Raw genomic sequence first — 21,220 nt, forward strand, 5'->3', positions numbered from 1 at the left:
CCTGGCAATTATTACTTGTGAAAAAAGAAAAATAGTTAAGGTGCTGGATTAGGATAACGAGTGTGAATTGCATCTATTTCCTCTAAAACTTGTTTATCCAAAACTACATTCACACTATCTATATTTTCTTGCAATTGTTGTAAATTCGTTGCTCCAATAATTGTGCTTTTAACAAACCAGCGACTCTTCACAAAAGATATAGCTAATTGTGACGGTGTGAGATTATGCTTTTTAGCAATTTCTACATAAGCAATTATAGCTTCTTGAACATTAGGTTTTAGATAACGTTGTCCAAAACCTGGAAATAGAGATATTCTCGTATTTTCTATTGCTTGATTTTCTATGTACTTACCACTTAAAAAACCAAAAGCTAGAGGACTATAAGCCAGTAAACCAACATCTGTATAGCGAGAAACTTCTGCTAGACCTGTATCAAAGTTGCGATTTAGTAAATTGTAAGCATTTTGAATTGAAACAACTTGAGGTAATCCCAATTGGTTAGCAATGCGAATAAACTCACTTACTCCCCAAGGAGTCTCATTGCTTAAACCCAAATAGCGAATTTTTCCCGCTTGAATAATATCAGCAAATGCTGTTAACTGTTCAGCAATGGGAACTGTTTCCCGCTCAAATTCTGGATTATAAATTGTCTGTCCAAAGGTGGGAACATAACGATCTGGCCAGTGAATCTGATACAAATCTATGTAATCTGTTTGTAACCTCTGCAAACTATCATTTACTGCTTGTGAAATATTATCATAGTTAATTTTATTATTTCCACCTCTTAACCATGAAAAATGACGACCAGGACCTGATATTTTGGTAGCAACTATGATTTGATCTCGTTGCTGTTTCTGCAACCATTCACCAATATAAGTTTCTGTTTTTCCTTGAGTTTCTCCACGAGGAGGCACGGGATACATTTCCGCAGCATCTAGAAAATTTATCCCTTGATTAATAGCGTAATCTAGTTGTTGATGTGCATCCTCAATGGTATTTTGACTTCCATAGGTCATAGTTCCTAAACAAATTTCTGAAACTTTGAGGTCGCTTGCACCGAGTTGGTTGTATTTCATAATTTTTGAATAACTCCTATCAATTCTCAATTCTATTATGCTATCAAAATACAGTTTACCTCTCTAGGTGCAACCAGCGGTGAATTGTTTAATATTTTCTATCTCTGCGTCCTCCACGCCCCTGCGGTTGGTGTGTCTTAATCCAGAGCATCTTCATTATTCGATTTTATCCAAACAAATTCGCTTCTGTGGAATTAAAAGCATAATTAAATCTCCCCTGAGATCATGCAAACTCGGAAATCTTCTTTAATCTCAGGCAAAAAATTCTGTTATCGGCATAAGCTAACGATTGGGTTATTAGTAAACTGTAAAGGTTAAACCCACAGCGCACACCGAGAATTAAGGATAAATCAGAAATGACGAAATTTCTAGATACTGCTATTGAAGCCATTGTCGCCCGCGAAATCCTCGACTCACGGGGTAGACCAACCATCGAAGCCGAGGTACACTTAGCTAATGGCGCTATCGGACTGGCACAAGTTCCCAGCGGGGCTTCTACGGGGTCATTTGAGGCTCATGAATTGCGTGATGGTGATAAAAGCCGTTATGGGGGTAAAGGTGTACTCAAGGCGGTCCAGAATGCCAATGAGATACTAGCCCCTAAGTTACTAGGTTTGGATGCTCTCAACCAAGAAGCCCTAGATAAATTGATGATTTCCCTAGATGGTTCACCCAATAAGGCCAATTTGGGAGCAAATGCAATTTTGGGCATTTCCCTGGCTGCTGCAAAGGCTGGTGCGGAGTCTTTAGGTATTCCTCTCTATCGCTATTTAGGTGGACCTTTGGCGAATTTATTGCCTGTCCCCTTAATGAATGTGATCAATGGTGGAGCGCACGCAGCTAATAATGTAGACTTTCAAGAGTTTATGATTGTCCCCATTGGCGCTCCTTCTTTTAAGGAAGCTTTGCGTTGGGGTGCGGAAGTATTTGCTACCCTTAGCAAGGTGTTAGATGATCAAGGTTTGCTGACGGGTGTGGGTGATGAGGGTGGTTTTGCACCTAATCTAGAATCTAACCAAGTAGCTTTAGAATTGTTGGTAGCAGCGATTAAACAAGCTGGTTATAAGCCTGGGGAAGAAGTAGCCTTGGCTTTAGATGTGGCTGCTAGTGAATTTTACAAAAATGGCCAGTATGTTTATGATGGTAAACCCCATGCACCAACTGAGTTTATTGATTATTTAGCGGAATTAGTTGATCAATATCCTATTGTATCTATTGAAGATGGTTTACATGAGGAAGATTGGCAAAGTTGGCAATTACTGACTGAGAAATTAGGCTCAAAAGTACAATTGGTGGGTGATGATTTATTTGTTACCAATGCAATCCGCTTACAAAAGGGTATTGAACAAAAAGCAGGTAATTCGATTTTGATTAAATTGAATCAAATCGGTTCACTCACTGAAACTTTAGAAACCATTGATTTAGCGACTCGCAACGGTTTCCGCTCAGTAATTAGCCATCGGTCTGGGGAAACAGAAGATACAACTATTGCTGATTTAGCTGTAGCTACTCGCGCTGGTCAAATTAAAACCGGTTCTCTGTGTCGCAGTGAACGAGTAGCTAAGTACAATCGCTTACTGAGGATTGAACATGAATTGGGCGATCGCGCCATCTATGCTGGTACTATTGGTTTAGGACCAAAATAGGTGACAGGTGACAGGTGACAGTAAAAAGAACGTAAGAGGTTTAATAAATATCTTTCTGTTCCCTGTTCCCTGTTCCCTTGTCAATTGTCAATTGTCAATTGTCAGTTGTCAGTTGTCAGTTGTCAGTTGTAAAACGTGAATTACCAATTACCAATTACCAATTACCCATTACCCATTACCCATTACCCATTACCCATTACCCATTACCCATTACCCATTAAGGATAAAACCCAATTTTAGGTAGTCCCAAGGTTTCATCCCAGCCTAGCATGATGTTCATACATTGAATGGCTTGTCCGGCTTGACCTTTAATCAAGTTATCAATCGCTGACATAACAATCACTCGGCCGGTGCGGGGATCAACTTCTATGCCAATGTAGCAGGAATTACTTCCACACGCCCATTTAGTTTGGGGATAAGTGCCACTGTTACATATTTTTACCCAGGGAGAATTGCGATAAAAGGCGTTATAGATGGTAATTAAATCATCACGTACTAAACCGGGATCACGCATGGTAGCATAGACAGTGGCTAAAATTCCCCGCACCATGGGGATTAAATGGGGTGTAAATTGGATTGTCACCTCATGTCTAGCCAATTCGCTACAAATTTGCTCAATTTCTGGGGTGTGGCGGTGTCTAGCGACGTTATAAGCCCCCAGAGAGTTATCAGCTTCCGCTAACAGTAGGTTAACTTTGGCTTGTCTTCCGCCCCCGGATGTTCCAGATTTAGCATCAATAATGGCTGTTTCGGGAACTATTAAACCTTGTTTTAACAGGGGAGACAATGCTAGTAAACTAGCTGTAGGATAGCAACCAGGACAGCCGATTAAACTCGCTTCGGCAATGCGCGAGCGGTATAATTCTGGTAGACCATAAACTGCTGTTGCTGCTGTAGTGGAATCGCTTCTTTCTGTACCATACCAAGTAGTATAGGTTTTCAAATCACTAAAGCGATAATCGGCACTCAGATCAAGTACCTTACAACCTTTCTCTATAAGTTTAGGAGCAATTTGGCAAGCCAGTCCATTGGGTAAAGATAAAAATACCACTTGACAACGACTAGCAATGATGTCTGGTTCTACAGCTTCAATAGGTAATTCTACTATATTACCAAAATGTGGGTAAAGGTCAGCAAAGGATTTACCTGCACTGCTTTCACCACCTAAATAAACTAGTTCTACTTCAGGATGGTCCATTAGTAGTCGTACTAATTGTACTCCGCCATATCCTGACGCGCCAACAATTCCCACTGGTACGCGTCTTAAATTTACCATGATCTTAAATCCTTATCCACTTTTAGTTATCTATTATCAATCATCAGCAGTCAAGCTACTAGCTAATTACTGATGACTTGTTATTGAACTTTCGCTGCATTATATAGCAAGGAGTATCTTTTAGGGTACTTATAATCACAAATATCTTTGATCACTAATCACACTGATAGTGTGTAGATGATTGATAACGATAAATATTATATTTTTATAATATTTTTGACGTGACAGAAAATTCTCAACTGCAAAAGTTTGGCGAATATATTCGCACAATTAGAAAAACCCAAAATCTTTCCCAAGAACAGTTAGCAGAACTGTCAGGACTACATCGCAATTATATCGGTGGTGTTGAACGTGGTGAAAGAAATATTGCTTTGTTAAATATTATCCGTATTGCTCAGGCTTTGGGAATGTCACCCAGTGAATTATTAAAAGGCTTAGATTAAATGGTATCTCCTTATTTGGGTATTCCGGTTGAAAAATGGGCAGATAAAACTAAAGAACTGATAAAAGTAGTGATAATTGCTCAATTCTACTATTTTTATCTTGCAAAAAAGTTTCAATTCTATTAGCAGCAATATCACAATAATCTTGACGAACTTCAAAACCAATTACTAGACGATTTAAATCTAAAGCTACCATAGCAGTAGTACCTGAACCCAAAAATGGATCTAGGACAATTTCATTTTCATGGGAAGAGGCTGTAATTATTCTTTGAATAACAGCAGAGGGAAACTGTGCAGGGTGTGGTGTCCGTTCTTTTGATGATCTATTTTGTCCAGACGTAACTTTTGGAAATTCCCAAACATCAGTAGGATTTTTCCCTAAAGGATTAACTTTGATTTTTCCGTTCTTTTTTTGATTGGGATATTTGACATTAGGATCACGAATATCGTCAAGATTAAAAGTATAGGCTTCTGGATTTTTCACATACCATAAAAATTTCTCATTTCTAGGGGAAAAAAACTTACTTCCTGCGACACCAGCACCATAATTCCAAACAATTTCCTGGATTAAATAAAAAGGAATTTTATCCCAAAGCAAATAGGAAATAGGAATTGCTTTAGCACGATTTTTAATGGATAAATAACCTAAGTTTAGCCAAAAAGCTCCATCATATAAAGTCAGACGATAAACTTCTGTTATCCATTTTTTACACCAATTTATATAATCATCCAATGGTAATAAATTCTCATATTCTTTACCAATGTTATACGGTGGGCTGGTGACGGTTAGATTAATTGATTGATCTGGTAAAATTGCCATTGCCTCTAAACAATCTAAATTATAAATGAGACAATTACACGATTGAAAGTAGGGTTTACCTAGTAATTTACTGATATCCGTGAATTCCATAGCTTCATCCTCCATGTATATGGTACTCTAAACTGGCTATAGTATAGATGAACTATTTAATTGTCAAGTAACAGTTTGCTAATCCCGCAAAAGCTTTAATTCTGAGAAATAAGCTACAATATAGAATCAGAAATTGTTAGAAAAATTTACCTTGGTAGCTGGAAATTTCCTGTGTCACAGCCTCAGACCACTCAAACCTTTAAATTCGATTCTATTGAGTCCGCTTTATCTGATTTTAAAGCGGGTCGTGTCGTCGTTGTCGTAGATGACGAAAATCGAGAAAATGAAGGAGATTTAATTTGCGCCGCCCAATTTGCTACGCCTGATATGATTAACTTTATGGCTGTAGAAGCCAGAGGGTTGATTTGTCTAGCAATGACAGGCGATCGCTTGGATGAATTAGACTTACCATTAATGGTCAGTAAATTAACGGATACTAACCAAACCGCTTTTACCGTTAGTATTGATGCTGCTCCCCATTTAGGCGTAACCACAGGTATTTCCGCCGAAGACCGGGCCCGGACTATCCAAGTCACCCTCAACCCAGCCACAAAACCGGAGGAGTTACGCCGTCCTGGTCATATTTTCCCCCTGCGGGCTAGACCAGGGGGGGTACTGAAACGAGCCGGACATACAGAAGCCGCTGTAGATTTAGCCAGACTAGCGGGACTGTACCCAGCGGGAGTGATTTGTGAAATTCAAAATCCTGATGGTTCGATGGCACGTTTAAACCAGTTAGTGCAATATGCCCAAAATCACCACCTGAAAATTATCAGTATTGCTGATTTAATTAGTTATCGTCTGCAAAATGATCGCCTCATATATCGAGAAATTGTTACCAAACTACCCAGCGAGTTCGGTCAATTTGATATTTACGGCTACCGTCATACAGTAGATAATACAGATCACGTCGCCATTGTCAAGGGAGATCCAGCAAATTTCCAAGATCAACCTGTCATGGTGCGAATGCACTCGGAATGTTTAACCGGTGATGCTTTGGGTTCTTTGCGCTGCGACTGTCGGATGCAGTTACAAGCAGCATTAAAAATGATTGAAACCGCTGGTCAAGGTGTCGTTGTTTACCTGCGTCAAGAGGGACGGGGAATAGGCTTAATTAACAAATTAAAAGCCTACTCTTTACAGGATATGGGATTGGATACAGTGGAAGCAAATGAGCGGTTAGGATTCCCTGCTGATTTGCGTGATTATGGTATGGGGGCGCAAATTCTCATGGATTTGGGGATTAAAAAAATACGTCTTATTACCAACAACCCCCGAAAAATTGCTGGTCTCAAGGGTTATGGTTTAGAAATTATAGACCGTCTCCCGCTGTTAATTGAGTCCAATGATTACAATACCTATTACTTAGCTACCAAAGCTGAGAAATTGGGTCATATGTTGTTGCAAACTTATCTTGTCACAGTAGCGATACATTGGCAAGATGAACCGGAATCAATTACTAAACGCTATGAACGTTTGGAAAAGTTACGGTATTTATCAACCCGTCAACATTTATTATTACAGGAAGAAGCCCGTCCCCTGGGAATTGCTTTATTTGATCAACCATCTTTAACAGTGCATTTAGGTTTTGACCAAGCTAATATTGCTGAAGCTAATTGGTATCAGCAAAAAGGTCATCCTTACCTGCAAGCAATTTGCTTGATTTTAGATGAAATAGTCACTTTACCCTATGTTCAGAAAATGGAATTTCTGATTTCTAATGGTAGTGATCCGTTGAGTAATTTACAAGTACAGTTAGATAGACAAACTTTATCAGATGGTGTATTACCGTCATCTTTAAAAGATAATTTGCAGACTCAACACATTTACAGTTTTATTAAGTAGGATTTTCTAAATTTCTACGCCTTAATACCTTAACAATAGCTTTAGCTTAACAACTAGAGCTATTTTTTCATCCTACTGTCCGCACCCTATCGCTATCAAGAATAATTACTGTATGAGAAACTTCTATTATTGCTTAAATAATACATCTTAGCATAAAGCAGTTTTAATTATTGCATTCTCTCCGCGTCTCTGCGCCCCTGCGTGCATAAACAAGAATGTAACTTTATCTAATTCCATTTCCGTAAATTTTTATGAACCACTGCTAAATACCACATATAGTCATCAATTTTGTACTCGTCCGCAGCTTTGAGAATATATTCCCGTGCTAAGTCTAAATTATTCTCAGCTTCATAATATAAACCCAAATAAAGATGACTGTAAAACTTACCCTTTAACCCTGATAATTTTCCCACATTCAAAACATCATCTTTGGAACAATTACCAGCAAAAAAATCATATATAACTCCCATAATTTTCCGAGAATCATTTTTCACAGGTAATAGAGAATTACGTGCTTCTGTAACTCCAGATAATCTAGCCATACAAAGATAGCGCCAAACCGTTTCCTCCACATCTTGGGAATTGACAGTTAAATCAACTTCAAACTGTTTAGCACCCTGAGAAAATTGTTCAGCATAATAATAAGATAAACCCCGTTGCCAAAGATAAGGAGTAATGTGAAAATCTAAATTTTCCGCAGTATCAAAATCTTGAATTGATTCCTGAATTTTCCCTAACTTAAAATAGACCATACCTCGACGAATATAACCATGAGGATTATTTGGCTGACGATTAATAGTATGATTCCATTCCTTCAGTTCACCTTGTAAAGAATTAATAAAAAACATATTAATAAGTAATTTTCTGTCTCTGTGTTCTCTGTGTTCTGGCGTGGTTCGTTAAAAAAATTAACTCTACCCTGCGGTACTAGCTTATAATACACTTTGTACTTGCATATTCAAAGGGGAATAGATGACAATTAAGAGATTGTTGTTAATAGTGCTAACGCTGTTAGCTGTCATGTTGTCAGGTTTATCTTTATTAAGTAGCTGGCAGAAACCTCAATTCCAAAGTCGTCTAGAATTGTACCAGACTAACATAGTTTTACAAGCCCAAGCATGGCAACCAGAAGATAGTAGTGATCATAGCATTCAAACAATTCAGGAATCTATTATTGGCGAAAATCCCCTAGAAAGCGCGACAAAGCAATATCAAGAAGCTAGTGAATCTATCAAAACCAGTTTACAGGCAACTAAGAAGAAGTTAACAAAACTCCAATCTTTAGTAACTACTTCTATTTCCGCAGAAGAGAAAAGTTTACAAAACTTAATCCAGGAAGAGGAGAAATTGTTAGCGGAAGTAGACCTACGACTGGGAATTTTGCAAGCACAGGAACAAGAAACAGATAAAGCTATTAAAACCTGGAGTAATATACAGCAATACTCAGATATTAACCCCAAATATCCAGAAACTGCTGAAACATTAACCGGAATGTGGAGTAAACCCCCGCGTTTATTCCCCAAAGCTGAAAAACTGATTCAACAAAACCTCAATGGTTGGTTTCGGGATACAGCCTTAGTGCAATTATATAGACTTCAACAACGTCAAGAAGCGTTATCAGCTTTAGAAATTGCCCAACAAGAAGCCGCAACCCAAGCGGTGTTCAAATTAGGAATAATTGCGACTATTCCCAGCTTAACAGCTTTAATAGGGACAATTCTGCTCATTTTCTTATTGACTCAACGCTTACTCAAAGGTCGAGAATCCTTATTAGCTAGAAATGGTGATTTACTTTGGTCAACTCCTTGGAATTGGGAAATAATTATTCAGGTTTTTGTCCTTGGTTTCTTTTTAATGGGGCAATTATTTATACCAGAATTATTATCTATTTTGCCTATTCCCCGTGGTACAGGTAATGTAAGAGTTGAAGCTTTGAAAGTTTTAGTCAGTTATATGTTAGTTGCTTTAGGTTGTTTGTCAGTGCTGTATTTTTCTATAAAGCGTTTTTTCCCCCTTCCCCCCCACTGGTTTCGCTTTAATTTCTTTAGTAATTGGTTTTGGTGGGGAATAGGTGGATATTGTACAGCTTTACCCATTGTCGTCATAGTATCATTAATTAACCAAAAATTATGGCAAGGACAGGGAGGAAGTAACCCACTATTACAAATGGCGCTAGAAAGTCGAGATTATACAGCATTGGGGATATTTTTCTTTACCGCAGCCATAGCAGCACCGATTTTTGAAGAATTTCTATTTCGCGGTTTTTTATTACCATCTCTGACGCGCTATACTTCCGTATGGGGGGCAATTTTTACCAGCGCACTGTTATTTGCTGCTGCTCACCTCAGTTTATCAGAAATACTACCGTTGACAGCATTGGGAATAGTATTAGGAGTAGTTTACACGAGAACACGCAACTTATTAGCCTCCATGTTCCTCCATAGTCTTTGGAATAGCGGCACATTAATCAGTTTGTTTATTCTAGGTAGTAATAACTAAGTGAGTTGTCAGAGAATAGGTAAAGACAATTCATGAAGTTATCAATAATTCTTCGTAAGCTATGATGCGGCTAAATTGTACAATCCTAATATAGCTAAATCTTGTGGTGCGGGCATATTCCCCGCTTTAATTTACTTGAATGCAAAACAGCTTAGTCAGGGATACTATTAATTTTATATGCAGATGTACAGAATAATGATCACTCGTACAACTTCATCTTAATTTGGTATTAAGCATTAGGTGAAAACTAACTACTTGAGGATATAAAGGAATAAGAAATTAAGTCCTCAACTGTTTGTTTAAAAATCATCCGGATCTGACAAAAACAGATAGGTATAAAAATCTATATTTTTGGAGGAATACTTTTTTCAAGGTTAATCATTGTCCGGTATTGGTAAATGTGACATGATGCACAATATTTATTTTTTGCCAAATTTGCTATATTTTATGATTATTTGAATCATACAGGAGTCATGTTTAAAAAAGTAATTATCTAATTATCAATGATCAATTCCGTAAATTTTATAATTTAGACATGAAGGAGAATAGCTAAATATGACTAATATTAACCCCTCCTATGCTACCAAACAACTGTTAGCTGGTTATGCGGGAATTGTTTTCGGTGGTTTTGGTTTACATAAATTTATTCTTGGTTACACATCGGAAGGTTTTATTATGTTAGCAATTTCCGTTGTTGGTGGCTCTCTCACCTATGGATTTACATTAATAATAATGCAATTGGTTGGTTTGATTGAAGCTATGATTTACTTAAATAAACCCCCGGAAGAATTTATCAATACCTACTTTGTGAATAAACAAGCTTGGTTCTAGGATTTTTTATCAAGTAAATTGATATGCAAATTCTCAAATATAAACATAAGCACTTACTCATCCTGCTAATAATGAGTACGGGATATTTTAGCGTAGTATCAGATTGGGAAATAAATTATTTTTGGAAAAGCCTGATTTTGATGTTGCCATTACAGTTAACGGCTATAATTTACACTACCAGGACAAAACTATGATGTTTGGGATGAAGATATTTTGGGGATTTTTGTCGAGAAGTTAGGATCTAAAGAAACTTAATATTTTTTCCCTCGCCTGAAGTGCAGATTTTCGCCTAATCTCAAGGTAGAGACACTGGTTGTCAAGTGTCCAACCAAGAAGAGTGAATGTAAAAACCTATCATGCAACTAAATCAAAAAAACCAGTTCCCGGAATCTACTCCCTCCCAAAAAATACTAACTAGCGAGAAAATTATTTTAGACGTTGGGGGGATGAAGTGTGGTGGATGCGTTAATGCAGTAGAAAAACAGCTTATTCAGCATCTAGGGGTTAAAAGCGTCTGTGTCAACTTAACAACGGAGGTTGCAGTAGTAGAAATAGAACCCGGTGCTGTAGATGCAGATACACTAATTCAGAGGTTAACAGCCACAGGATTTCCCAGTCAACTACGTACAGCTAAAGGTGCTGGTGATCAATCTGCTGTTTCCCCCAACCCTGCCTCAAGACAGCGCCAAGAAATGCAGTCTATAATCAGACAGTTAGTAGTGGCTGGCTTGTTACTATTTTTATCAGGAATTGGCCATTTTGGTAATATTGGTGCAATTTTACCTATTTTAAATAACATCTGGTTTCATTGTGGACTAGCTACCATAGCAATTATTATCCCTGGTAGACCAATTTTAGTCGAAGGTTGGTTAGGTTGGCGACGGGGTGCGCCAAATATGAATACTCTCATTAGTTTGGGAACCCTTACAGCTTATATTGCCAGTTTAGTAGCGCTATTGTTTCCTCAAATGGGTTGGGAATGCTTTTTTGATGAACCAGTAATGATGCTAGGTTTTATTCTTTTGGGGAGAACCTTAGAAAAACAGGCTAGACTCCGCGCAGCTAAAGCATTTCGCCAATTATTAGCCCTTTCTCCGCAAACAGCCCGTTTAATTATTAACCCAGAACCAGAAAAATTAATTGCTGGTGCAAATATAATCGAAATTCCGGCAGAACAGGTGCGGGTAGGTGAATGGTTACAGGTGCTACCAGGTGATAAAATTCCCGTTGATGGTGAAGTTCGTTTTGGACAAACTACCATAGATGAATCAATGTTAACCGGGGAATCAGTACCCGTAATTAAACAACCAGGAGATATTGTCACTGGGGGAACTTTAAATCAGTCAGGAGCGATCGCTATTCAAGCCACCCGCACAGGTGATGATACTACTCTAGCCCAAATCGTGGCTTTAGTAGAAGCAGCCCAAACTCGTAAAGCTCCAGTGCAGAAATTAGCGGATACGGTGGCTGGTTATTTTACCTACGGTGTCTTAGCAGCGGCTTTTTTCACCTTTGGATTTTGGTATTTGTGGGGAACTCACTTATGGCCAGATATTACCATATCTGGGACAATGGAAATGGCTCACAATATGGGACATCATCCCCAGCATTTAGTCCCCCATACTGAGTATTATTCACTTTTAATTAGTTTAAAATTAGCGATCGCTGTCATGGTAGTTGCTTGTCCCTGTGCTTTAGGACTAGCTACCCCCACAGCTATTCTGGTGGGTACTGGTATAGGTGCTGAAAGGGGATTATTAATTAAAGGTGGTGATGTTTTAGAAAAAGTTCACAAATTAGACACTATAGTTTTTGATAAAACCGGAACTCTCACCACAGGTAAACCCACGGTGACAGATTGTATATCCATTACCGAATCAGCTTTAGAACTATCATTAATTCAACTAGCAGCGGCGGTAGAAAGCGGCACTTATCATCCCCTGGCTATAGCCATCCAAGAAGAAGCCAAACGCCAATATCTAACCATTCCCAATGCTGTAGACTTCCATACTGAACCTGGTATGGGTGTATCCGCTGTCGTGGAAGGTAAAAATGTGCTTTTAGGTAACTGGGAATGGTTTAATTATCACCAAATTGATATTAACGAAACAGCACAACAACAGGGAAATAAATTAGCCAAAGCGGGAAAAACTGTCATAGGTGTGGCTGTAGATGGCATTTTAACCGGATTAATTGCTGTGAGTGATACCCTCAGACCAGATGCTCAAACCGCAGTAGATAAATTACATCAGATGGGTTTGCGCGTGATGTTGCTTAGTGGTGATAGAATGGAAGCAGCCACAGCGATCGCTAAACAACTAGGAATAAACAACACCGATATCATAGCAGGTATCCCTCCCGCCCAAAAAGCTGCCATGATTCAATCTCTTCAGTCTGGGAAAAGCAAATCATTCGTCGCTATGGTCGGAGACGGTATTAATGATGCTCCAGCTTTATCACAGGCCGATGTAGGCATCGCTTTACATTCTGGCACAGATGTCGCCATGGAAACCGCTGAAATTATCTTAATGCGAAATTCCCTGACCGATGTTGTCAAAGCCATTCACCTCAGTCGAGCGACTTTTAATACTATTCGCCAAAATTTATTTTGGGCTTTTGCTTATAATACAATAGGTATTCCCTTAGCTGCTGGTGTACTATTACCTAGCTGGGGTTTTAATCTCAGTCCTTCCAGTGCAGCAGCACTAATGGCCTTTAGTTCTGTCAGTGTTGTCACAAATTCAATTTTTTTAAGGAGGTTGGCTCTAAACCGATAGCCACCATGGCCTAGTCACAATTGACGTTAAATTAAAAAATACCAAAATTCTCAAACTTTTCTAAAGGCTTCAATTCCCAGGTTTTCAGCGTAATTTCTCATCAAAAACAGGTAAAATGAAAATAGCGATTAGTGGTGCAACAGGATTTGTGGGTAGTCGGCTAGTAGAAAGACTATACACAGAAGGTCATAAAATAATTGTATTAACACGGAATGTCACATCTGCCCAAAAAGTCTTTCCGGCTTCAGCTTTTCCTAATTTAGAAATTATTGCCTATACCCCCACCGTATCAGGTCCGTGGCAAGATACTATAGTAGGTTGTGATGGAGTAGTGAATTTAGCAGGAGAACCCATTGCAGAAGAACGGTGGACACCAGAACGGAAACAGGAACTTCTCAACAGTCGCAAACTGAGTACAGAGAAAATTGTCGCAGCCATAACTAAAATGAATCCTCGACCAACTGTATTAGTTAATGCTTCTGCTATTGGTTACTACGGAACTAGCGAAACAGCAACCTTTGATGAAAATAGTCCCCCTGGTCAAGATTTTCTCTCCCAAGTGTGCAAAGAATGGGAAAAAGAAGCTGAGAAAGTTAAAGATATTGGTGTCCGTTTAGTAATTTTGCGTTTAGGCATTGTTTTAGGGAATGGTGGTGCTTTAGGGAAAATGATTACCCCTTTCAAACTCTTTGCTGGTGGACCCATTGGTAGTGGTCGTCAGTGGTTTTCCTGGATTCATTTAGATGATATTGTCAGTTTAATTATCCAAGCTTTAACCCAACCTACAATGAGCGGAGTATATAATGCTACTGCTCCCCATCCCGTCAGGATGACAGAATTAAGCACAACTATGGGTCAAGTGATGAATCGTCCTTCCTGGTTACCTGTGCCGGCTTTTGCTTTGGAAGCGATGTTAGGAGATGGGGCAAAAGTGGTATTAGAAGGGCAGCAAGTCTTACCCCAACGGACTTTAGCATCAGGTTTTCAGTATCAATATCCTAACTTACAACCAGCATTAACACAGATTCTTAAGTAATCGTAAGGTTACCAAAAAATTAACTAAAATGGAGGGAATTAATAAATTGATAGAATTTATATTGACACTTTTAATACTCTTAATGCGGAATAAATTTTAGAAATAGCTGCAAAAGCTTACAAAAACAATCCGATATCCCAGGGGAAATCAGCCTGTCTTTTGAATATTACTGATAACGACAAAACATTTACTAATGTTTTCGTGGCTAAAAATGGTGCAATTCGTACTTTTTATCCCGATGCTACTCCTGATTTTCAGGGTACATATAAGTGTAAGGTTTGAGTATGCTGATTATACAGCAACCTTATAAGTAACTGATTCAGCAAACCCTACATCTACAGGGCTTGCTGAAAAAATGGGAAAAGGCAAGAGATCAGGACTTCTTAGTTATTCAATAAAAATAAATATCACCAAATATGCCCAAAATCCCAAAATATATATGTACTATTGTCCTATTTCTCCCTTAATTTAAATGTCTGTGTCTTTGATTCCTTTACCTGGTCTACTGTTGATTAACCCCCTTCTCACCTATCACCTGATGTCTATTCATCCTCAGGTTCTAAATCCTCTACTGTCAGTTCTTGATGGGGAACAGCAGCAATAATTGCATCTATTACCTTAGATACTGGTAATATCTCTATACCAAGATCAGGAAATTTTGTGCCTTTGGGAACTATAGCTCTTTTAAATCCCAATTTTGCAGCTTCTTTTAACCGTAGTTCCATTTGGGAAACTGTTCGCACTTGTCCCCCTAATCCTACTTCTCCAATTAAGACTGTACCAGGGTCAACTATTCTATCACGAAAACTGGCAACTATCGCTACGGCAATTCCTAAATCTACTGCTGGTTCTTCTACGTTTAATCCCCCCGCAGAAGCAACGTAGGAATCTAATTTGGACATGGGTACTCCTACCCGTTTTTCCAATACGGCAAGTATCTGTACTAAGCGATTATAATCTATACCTGTACCTGCCCGACGGGGAGATGGGTAACTGGTAGGACTAACTAAAGCCTGTAATTCTACTACTATTGGTCTTGTTCCTTCACAAGCCACGACAATGGCCGTACCAGGGGCGGGATCATCACGGTTGCCTAAAAATAGCTCGGAAGGGTTCTCAACTTCCTTTAATCCTTGAGACACCATTTCAAATATACCAATTTCGTGGGTTGCTCCGAAACGATTTTTTACAGTTCTTAATAATCTGTGGGAAGCAAAGCGATCGCCTTCAAAGTATAATACCGTATCAACTAAATGTTCTAATACCCTCGGACCGGCGATCGTCCCTTCCTTAGTCACATGACCGACAATTAACATAGTAATATCCTCATGTTTTGCCACTTTCATCAAGGCTGCGGTACATTCCCTGACTTGAGTAACTGAACCTGGTGCTGATGTCAAAGCTGGTAAAAATACTGTTTGAATACTATCGATTACAGCTACATTCGGTTTTAGGGAATCTATTTCTCGCAAAATTTCCTCTAAATCCGTTTCTGGCAATACATACAAATCCGCGCCTATACTATCAGGATCTAGAGTTTTTTCAGTATTGTTAACTATTTCGCTATCATCTTCTGTAACTACAAGAGGCGGTTTGGACATTCCCAACCGAGAAGCACGCAATTTTACCTGTTGTCCTGATTCTTCTCCAGTGACGTAAAGAATGCGATATTTTAAAGCTAATTGATTAGATACTTGCAGTAGTAAAGTAGATTTACCAATACCAGGATCACCACCAATTAACACCATTGACCCAGGAACTATACCACCGCCTAAAACTCGATCTAATTCACCATAACCCGATTCCCAACGAGCAATTTGCCTATCACTAATTTGATCAAAAGTCAAGGCTGATCTAGCTTTAGCTGGTTTAGTGTTAGACCTAGCATTACCCTGGGTAGTGTGCCAATTTCCCACACCTCCCCGACTAGGTATATCTCCAATCAAAGAACTAATATTCTGTTCAACCAAAGAATCGTAAGTGTCACAATTTGAACATTTTCCGAACCATTGGGAAAATTCTGCTGCACAATTACTACAAATATAAATGGTTTTTGCCTTAGCCATACTGAAATTTCATCTAATAATCTTAATCTTTTCTTAATTCCTGAAAAAACGGAAAATTTAATAATAGGAATAGTTAGAACATTTCTGTCCTCAGTCAGGTACAAGGATAGGGAAGTTCACCGCAGATAAACGCAGATAAACGCGGATAAATCTGTACCTTGGTGGAGTAGGAAATGGTATATAGCTTTTTCCCAATCAATTGAGAGAATGATATCTTAATATTATGATATTAAAAATTAATCATGAAAAATTGTAGTTAAGGAGCATGACAAAACTTGGAAAGTCATAAAGAAAAAATCCTGGTGGTAGACGACGAAGCCAGTATTCGTCGGATTTTGGAAACACGCCTTTCCATGATTGGCTATGATGTGGTGACAGCGGGGGATGGTGAGGAAGCTTTAGAAATGTTTCGCAAGGCTGAACCCGATCTGGTAGTTTTAGATGTCATGATGCCAAAACTAGATGGTTATGGTGTTTGTCAAGAATTACGCAAAGAGTCTGATGTCCCCATTATTATGCTTACGGCCTTGGGAGATGTGGCAGACCGCATTACTGGGTTGGAATTGGGCGCTGATGATTATGTAGTCAAACCATTCTCACCCAAGGAATTAGAAGCCAGAATTCGTTCAGTTTTGCGACGGGTAGATAAAATAGGTGTAAATGGTATTCCTAGTTCTGGAGTGATTTATGTTAGCACTATCAGAATTGATACAAATAAGCGCCAAGTTTATAAAGGTGATGAGCGCATTCGCTTAACTGGTATGGAATTTAGCTTATTAGAATTGCTGGTAAGTCGTTCGGGTGAACCTTTTTCCCGTTCGGAAATTTTGCAGGAGGTATGGGGATATACTCCCGAACGCCATGTAGATACTCGTGTTGTGGATGTGCATATTTCCCGTTTACGGGCAAAATTAGAAGATGATCCTAGCAACCCAGAATTAATTATCACCGCTAGAGGGACTGGTTATCTTTTCCAGCGCATACTAGAACCAGGAGACGATTAGGGAGAGTGGGAGATTGGGGGAGATGATTTTTTCTAATACTCCGCACTCCACACTCTTGTACTTTTTTCTATTGTCTATCGTTGTATATTATTTCCCAGTTTAGTTTTGGGTGCTTAACTAATACCCCCGCATACCATAGGTTAACCTATTTGTCAATAGTATGTTTGTTCTCCCAGTCAGCTTACATAATTTCTGGAAAAATTTTGGACTAAACTTCTTTCAGAGATTGCTGCTAATTTGTAAAGTTTTGTATTTTTTTTCGGTATTGATTTCTGAAACAACTATGAATAAAGGGTTTTGGAAATCGTCTGGACAGACGGAGATAAAATTGACAATATAAACCCAATTATGAAATTCTCAAAAATTGTAGCAAATCGCCGAAAGTATTGCAAGCTCGTGACTAAATAAAAATAATTCTCAATTAATTGTTAAGAAAATCTAAACATAAATTATGATCAGTTATGAATATTAAAACTATTATCATTTTTTTATAAGTTTTAATTATAATTTGTTGTTAACGAAGAACCACTCAGTGATAATGGAAAAAATAATCTCAAAGTACACAAACAGAAAGTTATTAAGCAGGGTTATGTAAAATAATATCCATATTAACGTTAAAATATCTGTTGATCAATGACTAAATCTGATCCTAATCGAGTTTTGCGGCGTTTACCCTTAGTAGTTGGGGGTTTAGGTACTGTCTTGTTGTTAATAAATCGGTTGTTAACTCCACAACTAACAGATTCCCAAGCACGAGGAGATGTACTGGGAGTGATTTTAAGTGCGATATTAATTTTAACTGGTTTAATTTGGCAACAGGTACAACCCAGGACACCAGAGACAGTAGAATTAATTGGGGAAGAGGGATTCTTTTTAGCAGGAGATTTATCAGAGTCCGCGAAAACAGAATTGGCTTGGGCTTCACGTTTATTATTAACAAATACAGTGACGCGATCGCTAATAGTGTATTATCAAGGTAAGGTTTTATTGCGTCGCGGTATATTAGCTCCTAAATCGGAAGTAGTACCAGGAACAATCTTAAAAAGGGTATTAGAAACACAAAAGCCAATTTATCTAGTTGCTTTGTATGTCTATCCTGGTAAAATTGAATTTGATTATTTACCAGAAAACACACAAGGTGTGATTTGTCAACCAATTGGTAAAGAAGGGGTTTTAATTTTAGCTGCAAATGCTCCCCGCAGTTACACAAAACAAGATGAAAACTGGATTGCGGGAATTGCTGATAAACTAGCTGTTACTCTTGGAGGTTAGAGTTTTAGCGAAATAAATATAAAACAAAGCTCAACTCTACTTTGAGCGCGATATAATTCCACTACTTGTTTTTGTTTTTGGCGTTCTAAATCATCTTTTTTTACTTTTAGGACTTACCCAGGATTTACGGAATAAACGAACCACTCCAGGCATAGAGAACACAGAGAAATAAGGGCTTGAGGGATATTTTGCGTAAGTCCTGACTTTTTGAAAAAAATCAGTAAGATTAAAATGTGAGTGAAAAAGATAGTTTTTGGTAATAGTAGTGCGAAATCGTCAAATCAGTTACATTTCATTTACCTTGACTTTAATTGCGATGATTTGCTTTGGTAATTTCTGGCATAAATTATCAGATTTTCCCTGTAAAAATTGGGGATTTATGGTTAGCAAAACTACAAAATCTTATATCCATCCAGAGAAAGTTGTAGTTCGTCCTTGGTTAGGTGAACATAATGTATATGGTGTGTTCATGCTACCAAATAATTATTTACATGATCGTTTAATTAGAGTTAATTTACCAGTGAATCAAACCTTGTGCGGAGTTGTAGCAAATCGTAGTCAAACTATAGCTGGAATTAATGCTAAACCGGGACATTATTTAGTAAAAGCATATTTACAAACACGCACTGCAATTAGATTTACTCTCACAGGTAAAATCAATGATCTCAAAGAATTAAAAAATTGGCAATTAGGTTATGGTAAAAAAGAGAATTAATAGCCCTTTGGAGAACCATCACCGCGAGGATCGGCCGCTGCTTCTAGGGTATCATCTTCTGTAACTGTTATGGCGTTTGCGTTACCCCAAGGCGTGGTTTCCTTAATTTGATGTCCCCGTCGGCGTAAGTCTTCCCAGGTTAATACATCTAAACCCCATGGTTCGACTCGCAATTCATCTGGTAGCCACTGATGATGTATGCGGGGGGCAGAAACCGCAGCACCAACATCCATTTTGTATTCTAAAACATTCAAAATTATTTGCAATACTTGGGTAATAATTGTACTACCACCTGGCGCACCGATAGCCATTCGCAACCGATTATTTTCGGTGATAATGGTGGGTGTCATACTAGAAAGGGGTGTTTTTTTGGGTGCTATACTATTAGCTTCCTTACCCACCAAACCAAAGGCATTTGGTACTCCTGGTGCAATTGCAAAATCATCCATTTCATTATTTAAAACTATTCCTGTTCCTGGTGTGACAATTCCCGCGCCAAAACCTAAGTTAATTGTGAAGGTTAAACTGACGGCGTTTCTATCTGCGTCAACTACATTTAAATGACTCGTTTCTGTTGATTCATGATTTTTTAATGCTTTGATTCCTGGTTTTATTGCTGTTGATGGTGTCGCCATTTTCATGTTAATTTCCTGGCGACGTTTTTGGGCATAAGCTGGGCTAATAAGTTGAGAAATTGGAACTTTAACAAAATCAGGATCACCTAAATATTCGGCGCGATCGCTATAGGCTATTTTCATTATTTCTATGATTAAATGTATAGCATCGGGGTGATGCCATCCCCAAGACTTTAAGTCTGTGTCACCTATCATATTTAACATTTGTAATAAGTGAACTCCTCCAGATGATGGTGGTGACATAGAACATATTTTGCTTTTACGAAAGTTACCACATACAGGATTGCGCCAGATTGCTTGATATTGTTTTAGATCTTCAATAGTAATTAAACCGCCATTCTTCTTCATATCTGAGGCTATTATTTCAGCAATTTTTCCCCTATAGAAACTTTGAGGATTTTCAGAAATTGCTTCTAGAGTTTTAGCTAAATCAGTTTGAATTAATTTTTCTCCTGGTTGATAATATTCACCATTACGAGTAAATATTTTTTTAGCTGCGGGGTTTTTTAGTATTGCTTGTTTACGGTTTTCGTAAGCTGCTGAAGAACGCCAAGCAACCCTATCACTAATTATAAAACCATTTTTAGCCAGTGCAATTCCAGGTTTCATAACTTCTCGCCAAGGTAACTTACCATAACGACGATGAACTTCGTACATACCCGCTACAGTCCCCGGTGTTGCTACTGCTAAATAACCAGTAATACTCGCGCCAGGTCGCACTTTTCCCTCAGCATCTAAATACATATTTTTAGTAGCTTTAATGGGTGCGCGTTCTCGAAAATCTAAAGATTTAATTTCCCCCTTTTTTTGAGAATAAAAAAGTAAGAAACCACCGCCACCAATACCAGCAGAAAAAGGTTCAACTACAGAAATAGCGAAGGTTGTAGCTACTGCTGCATCTACCGCATTTCCGCCTTTTTTTAGCATTAAAAGTCCTGCTTCACTAGCTAAGGAATTTGCAGAAACTACCATACCTTTTTTGCTGCGGAGGGGTAGACTAATGGTAGCTGATACAGCTTGACTGGTGAGAATAGCAGCAAGGGAAATAAAGGAAATAATTATGTGTTTTGTTTTAGTGAGCATCGGCATTTTTAGGTTAAATTAGCTCCTGACAAAAACCTAAATTTTTAAAGATTTCTTAAAAATTTAGCCCGATCCTTGACACAGGTATTTTGAGCGTGATTAAATC

At 38.4% G+C, this 21,220-nt stretch carries 17 protein-coding genes; 11 read left to right on the top strand and 6 right to left on the bottom strand.

Annotated features, from left to right (window positions below; genetic code table 11):
* Positions 1-35: 35 nt before the first annotated feature.
* Positions 36-1,076, bottom strand: coding sequence for an NADP(H)-dependent aldo-keto reductase (locus tag H6G25_RS01295; protein ID WP_190390947.1), 1,041 nt, complete (start codon positions 1,074-1,076; stop codon positions 36-38).
* A gap of 356 nt (positions 1,077-1,432) precedes the next feature.
* On the opposite strand from H6G25_RS01295, the gene eno reads away from it, so the two are divergent.
* Positions 1,433-2,722 carry a phosphopyruvate hydratase gene (gene eno / locus H6G25_RS01300; protein ID WP_190390948.1) on the top strand — a complete coding sequence of 430 codons (1,290 nt, stop codon included), beginning with the start codon at positions 1,433-1,435 and terminating at the stop codon, positions 2,720-2,722.
* Between the two features lie 217 nt (positions 2,723-2,939).
* Here eno and argC read toward each other — a convergent pair whose 3' ends face one another.
* Entirely contained in the window at positions 2,940-3,998 is a 1,059-nt protein-coding gene (gene argC, locus H6G25_RS01310) for an N-acetyl-gamma-glutamyl-phosphate reductase (protein ID WP_190390950.1), read from the bottom strand.
* 221 nt (positions 3,999-4,219) lie between these two features.
* Between argC and H6G25_RS01315 the strand changes: the two genes are divergently transcribed.
* The gene (locus tag H6G25_RS01315; protein WP_028089643.1) at positions 4,220-4,441 is read left to right on the top strand and encodes a helix-turn-helix transcriptional regulator; all 222 of its coding nucleotides are present in this window, start codon (positions 4,220-4,222) and stop codon (positions 4,439-4,441) included.
* Positions 4,442-4,490: 49 nt separating this feature from the next.
* Here H6G25_RS01315 and H6G25_RS01320 read toward each other — a convergent pair whose 3' ends face one another.
* Positions 4,491-5,351 (bottom strand): site-specific DNA-methyltransferase, encoded by an 861-nt coding sequence (locus H6G25_RS01320; RefSeq protein WP_190390951.1) that lies wholly within the window; start codon positions 5,349-5,351, stop codon positions 4,491-4,493.
* A gap of 171 nt (positions 5,352-5,522) precedes the next feature.
* Here H6G25_RS01320 and ribBA point away from each other — a divergent pair, with 171 nt between their 5' ends.
* Positions 5,523-7,196, top strand: a complete 1,674-nt coding sequence (gene ribBA / locus H6G25_RS01325; RefSeq protein ID WP_190390952.1) for a bifunctional 3,4-dihydroxy-2-butanone-4-phosphate synthase/GTP cyclohydrolase II — start codon at positions 5,523-5,525, stop codon at positions 7,194-7,196.
* Between the two features lie 227 nt (positions 7,197-7,423).
* On the opposite strand, the gene H6G25_RS01330 is transcribed toward ribBA, so the two are convergent.
* Positions 7,424-8,044, bottom strand: a complete 621-nt coding sequence (locus H6G25_RS01330; protein ID WP_190390953.1) for a hypothetical protein — start codon at positions 8,042-8,044, stop codon at positions 7,424-7,426.
* Between the two features lie 124 nt (positions 8,045-8,168).
* On the opposite strand from H6G25_RS01330, the gene H6G25_RS01335 reads away from it, so the two are divergent.
* From H6G25_RS01335 to H6G25_RS21450, 5 genes are all read left to right on the top strand, one after another.
* Positions 8,169-9,695: a type II CAAX endopeptidase family protein gene (locus H6G25_RS01335; protein ID WP_190390954.1), complete on the top strand. Its 1,527-nt coding sequence runs from the start codon at positions 8,169-8,171 to the stop codon at positions 9,693-9,695.
* A gap of 555 nt (positions 9,696-10,250) precedes the next feature.
* Positions 10,251-10,526: an NINE protein gene (locus tag H6G25_RS01340; RefSeq protein ID WP_028083011.1), complete on the top strand. Its 276-nt coding sequence runs from the start codon at positions 10,251-10,253 to the stop codon at positions 10,524-10,526.
* 356 nt (positions 10,527-10,882) lie between these two features.
* Positions 10,883-13,303 (top strand): heavy metal translocating P-type ATPase, encoded by a 2,421-nt coding sequence (locus H6G25_RS01345; RefSeq protein ID WP_190390955.1) that lies wholly within the window; start codon positions 10,883-10,885, stop codon positions 13,301-13,303.
* A gap of 115 nt (positions 13,304-13,418) precedes the next feature.
* Entirely contained in the window at positions 13,419-14,339 is a 921-nt protein-coding gene (locus H6G25_RS01350) for a TIGR01777 family oxidoreductase (RefSeq protein WP_190390956.1), read from the top strand.
* A gap of 102 nt (positions 14,340-14,441) precedes the next feature.
* On the top strand, positions 14,442-14,621 hold the full coding sequence (locus H6G25_RS21450) for an EndoU domain-containing protein (protein ID WP_347239140.1): 180 nt from the start codon (positions 14,442-14,444) through the stop codon (positions 14,619-14,621).
* Positions 14,622-14,881: 260 nt separating this feature from the next.
* Here H6G25_RS21450 and radA read toward each other — a convergent pair whose 3' ends face one another.
* Positions 14,882-16,405, bottom strand: coding sequence for a DNA repair protein RadA (gene radA, locus H6G25_RS01355; RefSeq protein WP_190390957.1), 1,524 nt, complete (start codon positions 16,403-16,405; stop codon positions 14,882-14,884).
* Between the two features lie 275 nt (positions 16,406-16,680).
* On the opposite strand from radA, the gene rpaB reads away from it, so the two are divergent.
* The 3 genes from rpaB (at position 16,681) to H6G25_RS01370 (ending at position 19,396) form a co-directional block, all read left to right on the top strand.
* Positions 16,681-17,409, top strand: a complete 729-nt coding sequence (gene rpaB / locus H6G25_RS01360) for a response regulator transcription factor RpaB (RefSeq protein ID WP_190390958.1) — start codon at positions 16,681-16,683, stop codon at positions 17,407-17,409.
* Between the two features lie 633 nt (positions 17,410-18,042).
* Positions 18,043-18,681: a cofactor assembly of complex C subunit B gene (locus H6G25_RS01365; protein WP_190390959.1), complete on the top strand. Its 639-nt coding sequence runs from the start codon at positions 18,043-18,045 to the stop codon at positions 18,679-18,681.
* 265 nt (positions 18,682-18,946) lie between these two features.
* Positions 18,947-19,396, top strand: a complete 450-nt coding sequence (locus H6G25_RS01370; protein ID WP_190390960.1) for a hypothetical protein — start codon at positions 18,947-18,949, stop codon at positions 19,394-19,396.
* On the opposite strand, the gene ggt is transcribed toward H6G25_RS01370, so the two are convergent.
* On the bottom strand, positions 19,393-21,120 hold the full coding sequence (gene ggt, locus H6G25_RS01375) for a gamma-glutamyltransferase (RefSeq protein WP_190390961.1): 1,728 nt from the start codon (positions 21,118-21,120) through the stop codon (positions 19,393-19,395). The genes H6G25_RS01370 and ggt overlap by 4 nt on opposite strands.
* Between the last annotated feature and the right edge of the window lie 100 nt (positions 21,121-21,220).

It is taken from the genome of Dolichospermum sp. FACHB-1091 (genome assembly GCF_014697585.1).
Taxonomy (GTDB): Bacteria; Cyanobacteriota; Cyanobacteriia; order Cyanobacteriales; family Nostocaceae; genus Dolichospermum.

Coding starts and splice junctions, on each gene's coding strand:
- H6G25_RS01295 (WP_190390947.1), bottom strand. CDS start 1,076: ATGAAATACAACCAACTCGGTGCAAGCGACCTCAAAGTTTCAGAAATT.
- eno (WP_190390948.1), top strand. CDS start 1,433: ATGACGAAATTTCTAGATACTGCTATTGAAGCCATTGTCGCCCGCGAA.
- argC (WP_190390950.1), bottom strand. CDS start 3,998: ATGGTAAATTTAAGACGCGTACCAGTGGGAATTGTTGGCGCGTCAGGA.
- H6G25_RS01320 (WP_190390951.1), bottom strand. CDS start 5,351: ATGGAATTCACGGATATCAGTAAATTACTAGGTAAACCCTACTTTCAA.
- H6G25_RS01330 (WP_190390953.1), bottom strand. CDS start 8,044: ATGTTTTTTATTAATTCTTTACAAGGTGAACTGAAGGAATGGAATCAT.
- H6G25_RS01335 (WP_190390954.1), top strand. CDS start 8,169: ATGACAATTAAGAGATTGTTGTTAATAGTGCTAACGCTGTTAGCTGTC.
- H6G25_RS01340 (WP_028083011.1), top strand. CDS start 10,251: ATGACTAATATTAACCCCTCCTATGCTACCAAACAACTGTTAGCTGGT.
- H6G25_RS01345 (WP_190390955.1), top strand. CDS start 10,883: ATGCAACTAAATCAAAAAAACCAGTTCCCGGAATCTACTCCCTCCCAA.
- H6G25_RS01350 (WP_190390956.1), top strand. CDS start 13,419: ATGAAAATAGCGATTAGTGGTGCAACAGGATTTGTGGGTAGTCGGCTA.
- radA (WP_190390957.1), bottom strand. CDS start 16,405: ATGGCTAAGGCAAAAACCATTTATATTTGTAGTAATTGTGCAGCAGAA.
- H6G25_RS01365 (WP_190390959.1), top strand. CDS start 18,043: ATGACTAAATCTGATCCTAATCGAGTTTTGCGGCGTTTACCCTTAGTA.
- ggt (WP_190390961.1), bottom strand. CDS start 21,120: ATGCCGATGCTCACTAAAACAAAACACATAATTATTTCCTTTATTTCC.